15 protein-coding genes are annotated in these 12,765 nt (G+C 66.6%); all 15 read right to left on the reverse strand.

All coding sequences use genetic code 11. From position 1 onward, the window contains the following. Positions 1–113 precede the first annotated feature (113 nt). The 15 genes from SCLO_RS09735 to SCLO_RS09805 all read right to left on the reverse strand — a co-directional run bounded on the left by SCLO_RS09735 (position 114) and on the right by SCLO_RS09805 (position 12,658). Entirely contained in the window at positions 114–461 is a 348-nt protein-coding gene (locus tag SCLO_RS09735) for a DUF7936 family protein (protein WP_066517759.1), read from the reverse strand. After that, positions 458–1,255 (reverse strand): hypothetical protein, encoded by a 798-nt coding sequence (locus SCLO_RS23325; RefSeq protein WP_066517757.1) that lies wholly within the window; start codon positions 1,253–1,255, stop codon positions 458–460. The genes SCLO_RS09735 and SCLO_RS23325 overlap by 4 nt, the downstream gene beginning before the upstream one ends. After that, positions 1,255–2,097, reverse strand: a complete 843-nt coding sequence (locus SCLO_RS09745) for a hypothetical protein (protein WP_066517752.1) — start codon at positions 2,095–2,097, stop codon at positions 1,255–1,257. The genes SCLO_RS23325 and SCLO_RS09745 overlap by 1 nt, the downstream gene beginning before the upstream one ends. Further along, the gene (locus SCLO_RS09750) at positions 2,097–3,137 is read right to left on the reverse strand and encodes a hypothetical protein (RefSeq protein ID WP_123905472.1); all 1,041 of its coding nucleotides are present in this window, start codon (positions 3,135–3,137) and stop codon (positions 2,097–2,099) included. Before SCLO_RS09750 ends, SCLO_RS09745 begins: the two co-directional genes overlap by 1 nt. Further along, positions 3,134–6,847 carry a coiled-coil domain-containing protein gene (locus SCLO_RS09755; RefSeq protein WP_066517746.1) on the reverse strand — a complete coding sequence of 1,238 codons (3,714 nt, stop codon included), beginning with the start codon at positions 6,845–6,847 and terminating at the stop codon, positions 3,134–3,136. Before SCLO_RS09755 ends, SCLO_RS09750 begins: the two co-directional genes overlap by 4 nt. 7 nt (positions 6,848–6,854) lie before the next feature. Next, positions 6,855–7,043 carry a hypothetical protein gene (locus SCLO_RS23330; RefSeq protein WP_231923210.1) on the reverse strand — a complete coding sequence of 63 codons (189 nt, stop codon included), beginning with the start codon at positions 7,041–7,043 and terminating at the stop codon, positions 6,855–6,857. 164 nt (positions 7,044–7,207) lie between these two features. After that, positions 7,208–7,537: a hypothetical protein gene (locus tag SCLO_RS09765; protein WP_066517742.1), complete on the reverse strand. Its 330-nt coding sequence runs from the start codon at positions 7,535–7,537 to the stop codon at positions 7,208–7,210. Positions 7,538–7,651: 114 nt separating this feature from the next. Continuing rightward, positions 7,652–8,611: a hypothetical protein gene (locus tag SCLO_RS09770; protein ID WP_066517735.1), complete on the reverse strand. Its 960-nt coding sequence runs from the start codon at positions 8,609–8,611 to the stop codon at positions 7,652–7,654. Next, positions 8,612–8,836, reverse strand: coding sequence for a hypothetical protein (locus SCLO_RS09775; protein ID WP_066517732.1), 225 nt, complete (start codon positions 8,834–8,836; stop codon positions 8,612–8,614). It lies immediately after the preceding gene. A gap of 2 nt (positions 8,837–8,838) precedes the next feature. After that, on the reverse strand, positions 8,839–9,282 hold the full coding sequence (locus SCLO_RS09780; RefSeq protein ID WP_066517729.1) for a phage tail terminator protein: 444 nt from the start codon (positions 9,280–9,282) through the stop codon (positions 8,839–8,841). A gap of 13 nt (positions 9,283–9,295) precedes the next feature. Then, on the reverse strand, positions 9,296–9,724 hold the full coding sequence (locus SCLO_RS09785) for a gp436 family protein (protein ID WP_066517727.1): 429 nt from the start codon (positions 9,722–9,724) through the stop codon (positions 9,296–9,298). Continuing rightward, entirely contained in the window at positions 9,721–10,053 is a 333-nt protein-coding gene (locus tag SCLO_RS09790; protein ID WP_123905473.1) for a hypothetical protein, read from the reverse strand. Before SCLO_RS09790 ends, SCLO_RS09785 begins: the two co-directional genes overlap by 4 nt. A 173-nt stretch (positions 10,054–10,226) precedes the next feature. Further along, positions 10,227–11,195: a capsid protein gene (locus SCLO_RS09795; RefSeq protein WP_066517714.1), complete on the reverse strand. Its 969-nt coding sequence runs from the start codon at positions 11,193–11,195 to the stop codon at positions 10,227–10,229. A gap of 12 nt (positions 11,196–11,207) precedes the next feature. After that, positions 11,208–11,576 (reverse strand): DUF2190 family protein, encoded by a 369-nt coding sequence (locus SCLO_RS09800; RefSeq protein WP_066517712.1) that lies wholly within the window; start codon positions 11,574–11,576, stop codon positions 11,208–11,210. Beyond that, positions 11,573–12,658: a phage protease gene (locus SCLO_RS09805; protein WP_066517711.1), complete on the reverse strand. Its 1,086-nt coding sequence runs from the start codon at positions 12,656–12,658 to the stop codon at positions 11,573–11,575. Before SCLO_RS09805 ends, SCLO_RS09800 begins: the two co-directional genes overlap by 4 nt. Positions 12,659–12,765: the final 107 nt, after the last annotated feature.

Raw genomic sequence — 12,765 nt, forward strand, 5'->3', positions numbered from 1 at the left:
GCGGGGATCGACTGCGCCTGATCGACGCTGAGATGCAGGGTTCCCTCCTGCGGTTGAGGGGCGTTGGCGCGCCCCTTGCCCCCCGCCTGATCGGCGGGTCGCGAATCCCCTTTCTAGTTTTCCGGCTCCGGCTGGGCCGGTGCCGCCCAGGGCGGCGTCAGGATCGCCACGGGTGGATCGGCCATCTCCGCCACCATGGCGTCCAGGCGCGCCTTCAGGACGTCCAGATCGTCGCCCATTTGCGCCTCGACCCACGCCTGCACCTGTTCCCGCGTCAGGCTGTCGAAATCGGTGAATATGTCGGGGTCCGGCCCGGCCATGCCCACGCGGCCAGCGAGCGAGGCGCTATGGCCTTCCCCGTCGCGGGCTGTCAGCATCCAGTCCACATCGGTGACGACATTGCTCTGTCCGTCGACGCTCCGCGCGACGTGCAGCGCGGGGAAATCCCACGAATAGGTCATGTGTAATACTCCAGGATGATAAGGCCCGCGCCGCCCGCGCCGCCGTACGTGCCGCCGCCGCCGCCGTAGCTGCCGCCGGGGCCGCCGACGCCGCCGCCAAGGCCGTTGCTGCGACCGCCGCCGCCGCCGGGGCCGTAGGAAACTCCACCGGGATCGGTGACATGCATGATAGCCATGCCGCCTTTGCCACCATTGATGGAGCCTTTTCCGCCGCCGCCGCCGTTTGTGCCGTCGCCGCCGTTCGATCCACCCGCGCTGCCGCCGCCTGTCCCGAATGGCCCGTTGCCCCCGTTCTCTCCACTACCAGCGGGGGAGCTTCCCCCGCCAGCGCCGCCGCCGCCGCCGCCGCCGCCGCCATCCTTGCCATCCCCCAGCGGCCCCGCCGCGCCTCCACCACCACCACCGGAGCCACCCGCACCGCCGCTATATTTCCGGTCGCCCACGCATTGGGCTGCATCGCCGCGCGCGCCACCGAAGACACTCCCGCCATTGCCGCCCGCCTTGGCCCGAACGGCAGGGCCGCCGCCGAACCATGTATCATTGCCCGAACCGCCCGCGCCGATCCCATAGGACACGCTGCTCCCCGGCGTGACGCCGATGGTTTCCTTGAAGGCATAGGCTCCGCCGCCGCCGCCCCCGCCGTTGCCGCTGTAGCCGTTTCCGCCCGGCCCATAGCAATGCACATCGACCGCATAGACGCCTGCCGGAACGGTCCAGCTTGTCCCGGAAGTCAGCGCGACGGTGACCTTCTTGCCCCGGCTGCTTCCCAGCATCATGTGCATCATGCCGGACATCAGGACACGCCCGGCCCCGACACGAACCAGTAATCCGTCTCGACCTTCTTCAGCGTGGCGATCCCGCCCGGAACGATCGTCCTGTTTCCCGTCGATGCGGTCCCGGCCAGGCGCAGCGTAACGCCGGACCCCTGGGCGAGCGTGATATTGTTCGTGCCGTTGTTCACGATGGACAGGACGGTGTTGAGCGCGAAGGCCACGCCGCTGTTGGGCGGGACCGTCACCGTCTGCGCCGCCGTATTCTTCGAATAGACCGCCTCGCCCAGATGGGAGAGGGCGAGCGTGAAATTGCCGTTTTGCGACGTCTGCGGAATGCCGCGATAGGGCGCAAGGGCGGTCACCTCTCCCGACAGGGCGGAAAGGCCCGCGTCCAGACCGCCGACATCCCCTTGCAGCGCGGCGATGGCGGCGTTCAGGACGCTCAGCACGGCCGGATTGACCGAAAGCGCGATCATCCAGCTATCGAACGTCCCCGCCCCCGTCACCGCAGCGACGTTGACCACCAATGCGCCCGTCTCCGCGTCATAGCTGGTGACGGTGCCCAGCATGGCGTTGGCCGGATCGGCCACGCTGGCGACCGACACATATTGCCCCGCCCGCAACAGGCTGCCGGTCGAGGCCGCGAAGCTCTTCGCCCCGGTGCCAATCGTGACGCTGCTGCCCGACGTGGCGCTGTAGTTGGTCGCCTGCGCGATCTCCTGAAGCACCTCTACGAAGGCGTTATACTCGGCCGCCATGGTCGGCAGCCAGCCCAGCAGGGCGTCGGCGCGGACGATGAAGGTGGGCGGAGCGTCCGACCGGCTCGGCGGCGTGGGCGGGGGCGTCATGACAGGCAGGGCCATCAAGTCAGTCCTTCGATATCGAGGGTGCAGATGTCTTCGGTCGGATAGGAAATCTCGACGTTGAACTCGCTGAAGAAGCCATACAGCGCGGTGACGGTCCTGCTCTCCGCGCCGATCCACACGACCGGCGTCGCGACATAATCGCTCATCAGGGCCATCAGGGCATCGGTCTGGGCTTTGGGCACCCAGATGGTGAAGCGACCGTTGCGCGAGTTGGAGCGCGGCACCAGCTTGTAGTTGCCGAAATCGTCCGCGTCCTTCTTGGAAAAGTCCCTGATGCCCAGCCGCGCGCCGAACTGGATATCGCCCAGGTCGCGCGTCGCGCCGACCACCATGGTCCCGCAGGACACTTCCGAACCCGGATCGCTCAGCGTCACGGTGACGGTGGGATTCGCGTAGAAGGGCAGGTTCACGCGGATCAGGTCGCGGCGGCGGATGATCTCTTCGAAGAAATAGGCGAACCAGTCGGTGATGCCGCTGTCCGACGCCATATTGATCGTCTCGTCATGGATGACGCCGTCTTCCACGGTCGCAACCATGATCCGGACGGTGGCGGCCGACAGGTTGAAAAGCGAGACGCTGTCGACGCGGCCCGCAAGGTCGATGGAAACGGTCAGGCTGTCGCGCGCCCGCGTCACGGTGCCGTTGACCTGGTCGAACATGGCCCAGCGGTTGGACGGCAGCGGATACCACCAGGCCGGATCGCTCAGCGGGTGATTGAGATTGCCGTCCTGAAGGCTGACATATTCGAGATGATCGGCCGCATCGAGCGCGCGATGGTCCTTCGCATAGGTCGTTCCGCCGTCCCATGCGAGCCATGTCGTGGCGACCTCGCGCCACCAGTCGGGCGAGGATGCGGGATCGTTCCCGACATTTCCCGCCGCAAGGCTCTCATGGACGACCGCCTGCGGTCCCGTGACGATGCTGGCGCGATCTCCCGCCCCATAGACCGTGCCGCCCGCCCACGCGGCAGGCGCGGTTTCAGGCACGGAACTGGTGAGCGCCGCATCCGTCACCTTGAAGGGGCGGACCATCTTCATGCCGCTTCCACCGTGACCGCCTGCGTGGTGCCCCGGTCGTGGCGCCGGGCGATCCGCGCGCTTTCGCCGGTGTTGCTGGCGATGGCGATCAGCGCGGCCTGCATTTCGGCTCGCAGCGCCGCGATCAGGTCCTTGGTGTCGGCCTGCGTCGCGTTCAGCCGCGCGATGACATCGCCGATGTCTGTGAGGTTGACATTGACCTCCGCCAGCGCGGGAACCGGGTTGGTCAGCAGTTCCATTTCCGCCTGCGCGGCATCGGCCTCCGCCTGCGCCTTCTTCAGGTCGGCTAGCGCCTGCGACACGGACGTCACATTGTCGTTGAGGTCGATCAGCCCCTTCACGCTGGCCGCCATCTGGGCAAGCTGGCGGTCCGCCATGGAGGCGACGCCGTTAGCACCGGCCTGCGCCTGGTCGGCCGCGCGCGCCACGCGGGCGACGTCCCGCGCATAGTCGAGCGCGGACCCGGCCTGGTTGCGGGCGGCGTCCAGATAGGACTGCGCGTCCCCGGTGAACGCGCCGAGGCTTGCTTCATTGCCCAGCCGCGCGAGGCTCGCCGTCTTGTCGAAGCGCGCCCGCGCCATGCCATAAACGTCGACGCCGGGCACGTCCGCGAAGAGGCTGGCGCGAAACTCGCCGATGGCGCGGGCGAAGTCGCGGAACCTGTCGGCCGTCGACCGGATGCTGGCGCTCTCGCGGTCATAGGCCGCCGAAAGGGCGTCCTTGGCCGCGCTCACCTTGCCCGCCGCGTCCTGATAATACCAGATCGCCCGCTGCAATGGACGCAGGCTTGCGTCCAGCGCGGCCAGTTCGGCCTGACGGCGCAGGGTGAGGGCTTCGGTCTTCCTGCCCATGGCGTCCAGCAGCGTGATCTCCATGGACCGGCGCTGGCCCGCCAGTTCCTCGGCCTGCACCTGTTGCATCAGCTGCTTGAGTTCGTCCTTGGTCTGCGACAGTTCGATCTCGCGCTGCGCGTTGGCGGCCTCCGCCACCTTGCCTTGCGCGGTCAGCAGGCGGATTTCCAGTTCCCGCCGCTCGTTGAGCTTGTCCAGCGCATCCTTCGACGCCTGATCGAGAATGTCCTTGCGCTGCATGTCGAGCAGCTTTTCCAGATCGGCATATTCCTCGACCGACGCCCCGGCTTCTTCGAACAGCTTCTTCAGGCTGGCGGTCTTCTTGCCCAGTTCCTCCAGCGCATAGGCGGTGGGATCGGTGCGCTGTTTCAGTTCGGCGAAAACGCCTTCGAACCGGATCGCCTTCTGCAACTGGCCTTCGATATCGTCGCCCTTCTGGATCAGCACCTGCGTCGAGGCGCGCAGGCCCAGCAGCGCCCCGTCCTTGACCGCATCGGCGATGGCGAACTTGATGGCGTCTTCCGCGCCTTCCTTGCCGAAGTCGGTGACATCGGCATATTTCCCCTTGAGCTTCCCGCTGCGGCCGGTGCTGGAAACGCGCCATTTGCCCTTATACTGGCCGATCGACACATTATATCCGCCGACATCGGCCCCCAGCTGGTCGGCGATGGACTGCAATCCGCTCTGGATCGACGTCCCGGCCAGATCGGCATTGGACCGATAGGCGGCCTTGTTGCCGCCCACCGCCACATCGTCCGATCCCTGCCCGGTGACGACCGACGTGCCCCACCTCGTCTTTTTGAGGAGGCCGCCCATAATCCCGCCGACCAGTCCGCCCGCGATGGAGCCGATCGGTCCGGCGAAAGAACCGAGCCCCTTGGGGAGCTTCTCAAAGCCCTTTTCAAGGAACTTCTCGCCCAGCTTCCCGCCCATCGCGCCACCGATCGACGCGCCGATCGCGCTGCCGTTCCGGCCGAGCAGGGCGTCGCTCGCCAGCGATCCGACGCCCGCATGTTGCAGCGCGCCCGCCAGCGTCTGCGCGAACTTGCCGGACACGCCGAAAATGCCTTCGATATGCTTCGCGATGATCTTGCCCTGCTCGGCATAGGCATCGCGCCCGCCCTTGGTCATCAGTCCCAGCAGGCTGCCGACGCCGCCCATGCCCAGCATCGCGCCGATCGGATCGCGCGACGTCAGCACCCCGGTGATGTCGCCCAGAATACCGCCGCCGCCCCGCAGCCCCGCCAGCGCGGCCGAGAGCGCGCCGACCCGGTCGAGCAGGATCGCGGCCGTCTCCGCGTCCTTCTCCATCGTGGACTTCTGGTTGATCCCGGCCGTGCGCAGATGGCGCCAGTTCTCAGCCATCTCTTCCGCCGCAACGGCATCTGCGCCAAGCGCAAGCGCGGTCTTGCGGCCTTTTTCGATCTCCTGATTAAGATTGGCGAACGCGAGGGCCGGGCCGGACAGCCCGATGGTCTGCAACTCCTCCCAAGCCGCCTGGACTTGGCTCGCCAGCCCCTCCAGGCCCTTGCCCCAGTCCTGCTGTTGTTTCTGCGCCTCCTGCGCGAGCTTCCCCACATTGCCCTGCGCTGCGGCGCGGGTGTCGGCGACCCATTTCATCGCCTTGACGATTTCGGCGGCGGCTTCCCGCTCCGCCTTGGCATGGGCCGTAGCGGCGGAGGAGGAGGATTTCCGCGCCTCGTTATCGGCCTTCTGGGCGTTGGTATAGGCGACGGTCGCGGCGGTGAGGTCGTTCCTATATTGGAGCAGGGCGGCGTCCTTGGCCGCGCCCTCCGCCATCTTGTCGATGCTGGCCGCCCGCGCCTTCACGTCGTTGAGATGGGCCTGCGCCCGCGCGGAGGCGGTCGCGGCGGTGGCGAGCGCGACTTCGCGGTCGATGACGGCGGTGAGGCCCCGCGTCGCCTTGGGCGCTTGCAGGACGATGCCCTTCTCGACGGACGTGGCGACGCCGTCCAGCGTCTTGCGCGCCGCGTCCAGTTTCTCGATATTCTGCCCTTCGACGGCGAAGTTGGCGACCGCCGCCGCTGCCTTGGCGAAGGCGGTGTCCGTCAGCGCACCGGCCTTGTTGAACTTCTCCAGCGTCTGGATCGCCAGATCGGGAGACATGCCGCCTTTCTCGACCGCGCCCATGATGCTGCCGATGCTGTTCCCGGCCATCTTCTTGGCCCAGTAGGTGTTGGGCGTGAACGTTCCCCGCAGGCTCGCTTCGATCCAGCCCATCTGGCCGGTGTCCCGCATCTGGCTGCGGGCTTCGGCCTGCCTGCTCCGGGCCTGGGCGTTGGCGGCGATCAGCTGGGCGCGCGCCAGGGCGATCAGCGCGTTGTTCTGCGTGTTGATCTTGCCGGTGGTCAAATCCATGACCCCGCCCAAAATCTTCTGCGCATTGCCCAGTTCGTCGGCGGCGAACTTGACGCTGTCGAGACCTTCCTCCGCGTCGGCCAGGCTCGCGATATAATCGGTCATCAGGGCGACGCCCGCCGTGATGGCCAGGCCCAGCACCCCGCCCAGCGCGCCCGCCAGCAAACCGGCATGGTCCTTCATCAGGCCGAGGGACTTGACGTTCTGGAGCGTCTGCTGGTCCAGCCCCGACAGCGCGCTGACGCCGTCGAGGACCGCCCCGCTGAGGTTGCCCAGTCCGCCCGTCAGCTGCGCGGACTGCCCGACCATCTGCTGGGAGGATTTGCCCAGCGCCCCGATCGCGGCGTCCAGTTGCTGCGCGGCCGGTGCCGTACCCTTGGCGCTGTTGCCCAGCTGCTCCACGCTGGAGCGCAGGGCATCGACCTCGGCCTTGGCGACCTTGCCGTCGCCCGTGATGATGAGCGATGTCTTGAACGTCATCGCGCCATCACCCGCGATAGCCGTTCAGCGCCGAAGCGGCTGCGTTTTCCATGACCTGAAGGTCCGCCCATTGCGAGGGCGTGAGCGCGATGTCCGCTTGCGCCAGCCCGGCGCGGACGTCCGCATAGCGCAGCCCCTGCCAGTAGAAGCGGCCGGTGGCGAGGGAAACGACGCGCCACTGGCTGGCGACAGCCATGAACGCTTTGACGATTCCCACATTTTCCGGCCACAACGAAACACCTGCCTTGTTGCTGTCGAGCTTCGCGATGATCGCGGCGGGAAGGCCGAACCGTTCCGCGTCCTTCGCCGCCTCTGTCCTGTCGTCGGAGCCGCCCAGTGCCCAGCGCCGGGCGGCGGCCTTCAGTTTCCCGCTCGCGCCCCGGCAACGCCTTCGAAATAGACCCGCGCCAGTGCGATACGGACGTAGGGAAGATCGAAAAGCGCATCACGCACCGCGTGGTTGAAGGAGAGCGGATTGCCCTCCGCGTCCACGATATCGTCCAGGCCGATGACCGTGCGCGTCAGGAACGCCTGCGAAGATTGCGATTCGTCCAGATCGAACCCTTCCAGTTCGCTGGCCGGGACAACCGAATATGTGGCCTTCAGCGTTTCCTCGCGAAAGCCGCCATCGACCGGCACCTTGACCTTGACCGTGTGCGTGAACGTGGGATTGGGATCGACTTTGAACATGGGGACTCCTTGGCAAAATGGGCGGCCCGTTCGTCATGGCGGGCCGTTGGTCATGGGCTGGGCGGGCCGATCCAGACATCAGGGGCCGCCATCACCGCCCTCCGGTTATTGGGGTCAGGTGAGCGTGATCTTCCACTGGTCGTCGCCTGCGTCCGGCAGGGGTGAGAAGGTCAGCGGCCATTCCTCGACGCCCTGGTTCTCGGTGCCCCCCGTGAAGCGGCGCTGGACGGCCCTGGCCGCCGCGATCTTGACGCGGCGACCCGCCGCCGTGCCGTGCTGAAGCACGATCGGCTGGCGCGGCGCGGGCGACAGGGACCGCTGCACCGGATTGTAGGTGGAAAAGGGCACCGCCTCGATCTGGGTGCTGATCGTCTCGGCCTTGTCGACGATGACGATCCGCTCCACCCCGACCAGCATCCGCGCCTGCACGTCGCAGCCGAGGTTGAGGCTGAAATTGCGCATGGCGAAGGAAATCGCGTCGATAGTGAAGACGGGCGTGTTCGCCTTGCTCGCGACCTGCGGCGTTTCGAAGGCGGACAGGTCCACCGTCGGCCGCGCCTGGACGCTGGGCACCGTGAACAGGCCGGTGATGGTCCAGGCCGCGACCGGAATGCCCAGCGCGTTGACGGAGATTTCCGCCGATCCGCGCGCGCCCAGCATGACATAGCAGTTCGGCCCGATATGAAAATGAACGGCGACGCTTTCATGGCCGGTGCTGACCGGCGAATATTCGACGGTGCCGTCGCCGGGAGCGTCATCGGGGGTGACGACCTCCGCGACACCGCAGGCCCGCATCAATGGCGACCAGGCGGGCGCGACTCCTGTTTCGCCGCTGCCGACCAGTTCGGACGAACCGGACAGCACCATGTAGAGGCCGACCGGCACTTCCTCCTGCGCGCCCATGAAGGCGCGTTCCAGATTGCGGTTGACGTCCTGGCCCTCCATCGGCTGGAGCGTCACGTTGGTGAGCAGCATGGCGTTGGCCCCGCCAGTCGGAACCGGATCGACGCCATAATCGACCTCCTCTTTCACCAGGACGATCTTGCTTTTCCATTTGATCGGTTCGAGCGCCATTTACGCCTCCTTCCGCACGAGCTTGCCGTTGACCCGGATGAAACTGCCGCCCGACAGCGGACGCTCATGGCCGTCCTTGTCGGTGGCGACGGTCGGCGCGGGAATCGCGGGCGGATCGGTTTCGGGGACGGCGGGGACCGCCCCCGTTTCGGGATTGTCAGGGGTGGGATTCCCCGGAGCCAGTTCGGTGGCGTCGTCGCCTTTCACGGTCTTTCGAAAACCCATTTTCAAATCCTCAATTGGTCATCGACAGCAAAATCGAGTTGGTAGATCAGCAGCCCGGCCGACAGGCTGACCATCTCCCCACGGGAAAGGGTGAAGACGCCGACCGTATCGTCCGCCAGCCAGTCGGAGGGCGGTGCCCATCCGACGATCCGGCGGATCACCTCATTGCGGATCGGCGTGAGCGCGTCGGCGCTCTTGCCGCCCTTGGCGTCCCCGGCCGAACGCAGGAACAGCACCACGCCCAGCGCTTCGGTGATCGGCTGGCGGACGATCCCCGTCGCCACCTCGCCCCGTCCGCCGCGCAGGCCGAGCGGGAGGATGAAGGCGGCGGGCGTCACCTGCGGCGCCTGGTTGCGCCGCATCAGTTCCGAAAGGCTGGCGGCCGGTTCGATCCGCCCGCCCAGCGCCGCGATGTCTTCCAGCCGTTCCTTGACCGCCCCGAACATCAAACCGGCCCCATCAGATGAAGCCGTGCAGATTTTCAGGGGTCAGCGGCCGTTCCCGGTCGATGAACCGGACGCCGTTGGCCCCTGAAGAGGCAGGCTCCACCCCCGCCGCGTCCAGCTTCGCCACGCCGTCGCTGATATCCTTCAGCGTCTTCAAGGCGCGTTCGTAATCGTCCTTGATCTTCTGATCGGGCGCGAAGACGTGCAGCTTGTAGATCGCGATCGACAGCGCGAGGTCGGCGACCATGTCGGGCAGCGGGTTGAGCGGCAGGCGGTAGCGGTTGCCCACATAGCCGTTGATGACGGCGTCCGTGTTCCCCAGTTCCTGGTCGACGATCGACCCGTCGATCTCCCCGGCCGGGGGATCGGCGCGATCGGTCAGCTGGATCAGCGTCTGTTCGCCGAACCGTTTCACCAGCATGGGGAGCGTGGCGTAGGTCATTCCGGCTTCTCGTCGCCGGGAAGCCATTGGACATCGTACTCCTCCGCTGTCACGCCGTCGGACCATTCGCCGCCGAAAACGCTTGCGGCCTTGAGCGGCCCGAACTCGTCTTCGGTGACGAACACCAGCGCGTCAGGTTCATGGATCGCGCCGTCCAGATGCAGGTGCATCAGAGCGACGTGTCCGCGAACTTCGTCCGCGACATCATGCGCATCCAGCGCGCCGGGATCGCCATCCTTCAGAGCTTCCAAGATGGCTTGCTTCACGGCTGACGCGGCATCCGAATATTCGTTGCCGGTGGTGAACGCTGCCACCGTCGCCTGACCCAATGCCTGCTCTGTCAGGTGGGAGGCGGAGTCAGTCACGGCCGGAGCGCCGCTATCCGCCTCCCTCGCGCCATCCTGTTCCGACTGGGTTGTTTCGCCAGCAGGGGGCGCGATCGCTTTCGTTTTCTCCGCAGGGGCGGGCTTGCCCGCTGCGGGCTTCCTGGGCGCGGCCATGGTCAGGCAACCGCGTTCTGGATGAGATAGCCCACGTCCTGGGCGGCGATCACTTCCTTGACGCGCTCGCCGGTTCGGATGCGGACGCCGCCTTCCAGACCTACGTCCGTGTCCAGGATGCGGCCCGCGATGCGGGTGCCATACTGAGCGGTGTAGCCGAACGTCACGCCGCCGCCTTCCGGGTTGGCGACCGGGTTGAGGTGATACATGGCGATGTGCTTGCCCCATGCGCGGGACAGCGCCACCGGCTGGCCGGGCTTGGCGGTGTTATACCAGCTGTCGCCGACAACGACCTTCTGGATGCCCTCGCCGCGCAGCAGTTCGGTGAACTGCTCGATCGTGACGATGCCGCTGTCCGCGACATTACCCTTCACCGCGTTCACAACCTTGGGATGCGAACTTAGCTTCGACCAGACGGCACGGCCCATCACCATCGTGTTGGGGCGCAACACCAGTGTCGCGTCCATGCCCGTCTTGATGACGCCGATCGGATCGGAATTGGCATAGTCGGAAAACTGGCTGTTGCCTGCCAGCGTGACCTTGCGCCCAGCGGCATAGGTGGCGGGATTGTGGACGATCCCGGCCGCGCGAACCTCGCGCACATTGAGCAGCGTATCGGTCAGCATCATGACCGCATGGCCTTCCGGGTCGAAGGTCGAAACGCCGCGATTGCGCGCCTCGCGGGCGGCATCGATGTCGCTGTTCGGGATAGGGCTTTCGAAACCGAAATCTTCGGTCGAACTGGTTTTCTCGGACCCGCCGAACTCCAGCTGCTGCACCCGGCCCCGACGCCCGACGCGCCCGTCAGGCACGTTGAAGGCTTCCTCAAGCGGATATTCGGTCCACTTGAACTTCTCGGCGCTGACCGACATGCGCGGCAGCGCGATGTCAGCGATATAGGCGCTGGCCGGGTTCTTGTAGCCAATGGAAATGGCGGTCAGAACCGCGTCTACGACAAAGGGACGATCCATGCGTCAAGCTCCTCAGAACACGCCGGGTGCGGCGAAATAGTCGATGATGTCGTCGGCCACGCCCGGCTGTTCGGCGCGCCCGATGACATGATTGCCCACTGTCGTGGTGGCGATGGCCTTGCCGTTGGCGTCGCTGGTCAGCCAGTCGCCCGCACTGACGGAGCCGCCCAGCTGGACCGGGTTGATCCCGGCGCGGAACACATCGACCATCACGCCAGCCGCACTGGCCCCGACCTTGCCGGTGGTGCCGATCAGCGGCTGACCTGCGGCGGCACCGGCCGCGACCTTCGAGGAATTGGCGGTGTCGGAGAACCGGACGACGCGAAAGGCGGCGATGGCGGCAGCGGCCTCATAGGACCGGATGAAAGTGGGGATGCTCATTTGTGGCGGCCCTCCTGCACGGCTGCAACTGCCGCAGCGAAATCGATGGTGATGCCCGCGTCCGCCTGCTTTTTCTGGTAGACGGCCGCATGGGCGGCGATCTGGACGGGATCGTCGCTTGTGTCGGCGGCGGAAGCTCCGGGCGAAGTGGTCAGCGTCGCGCCGCCCTTGACGATCGGCATGGCGTTGATCTGCTTTTCCGTGCGCTCGGGGTTCTCCATGTGAAGGGAGACGTAGTCGTCGCGCAGGGGCTTGATGCCGACGCGGCCCGCCGCGATCGCGGCGTCCACGAAGCCTTCCGCCTTGTCGCGGGCGCGTTCGTCGCGAAGGCCGTTCAGCTGCCCGACGACGCCCGCCAGTTCCGACTGGAGCGCGACGACGCGGCCATCCGCGCCGCCATCCTCTTTCAGCTTCTCGACGCCCGCCAGAACGGCCGTGGCGTCGGCGGTGGCGGCAAGCCCGACCGCCATCGCGATCGGCCCCAACGCCGACTGAAGCGCAACCTTGTCGTCGTCGCCCTTCTTCTCCAGCTTTGCCGTGAGCGCCGCGATGATCGCGGCGTCATCGGCCTCGCTGTCGAGGCCCAGCGCCTCGATCAGCTTTGCACGAAAGTCCATGTGCTTCTCCTGATGAAGGGCCGTCAGACCCTGAAAATTCGGCTGGTTGACGAGGCTGGCGCGCAGGATGTGCGTGACCGTGCCGTCCTTGCGGTGGCCGATGACCGGCGAAACGCCGCGATATTCCTTGCCCTTGACCTTCTGCCGTCCGGCCTCGGTCCATTCGACCCGTCCCCAGACGCCATCGGCGCGCTGCTGAAGCTCGACGATCCAGCCGCGCGCCGGGGCTTCCTCGCCGCGCGGCGCGGCCAGATCGGTGGCGTGGTTTTCGTCCAGGACCAGCTTGTCGCCGTCGCGCAGGGAATTGGCCATCAGCGCGACCATGTCGGTCACGCGATAGGGACCGCGCCCGTCATGCGTGCGGATTTCCGCGCCGGGGATGAGGTGTATCCATTCCGGCGCATCGGCGGCGTCAGCCAGCGCGATCGCGGAACACAGCGCAATGGAAGTGGACGGCTTCGTCATGCCGACCGTTGTGCCCCTCGATCGGGGGGCAAAACATGGCCGTGGGCACGGCCATCCAGCGGTATGAGGGGGATCGGCGTCAGGAAGCGGCGCTGGCGATCAACTTG

This window comes from Sphingobium cloacae (assembly GCF_002355855.1).
Taxonomy (GTDB): Bacteria; Pseudomonadota; Alphaproteobacteria; order Sphingomonadales; family Sphingomonadaceae; genus Sphingobium; species Sphingobium cloacae.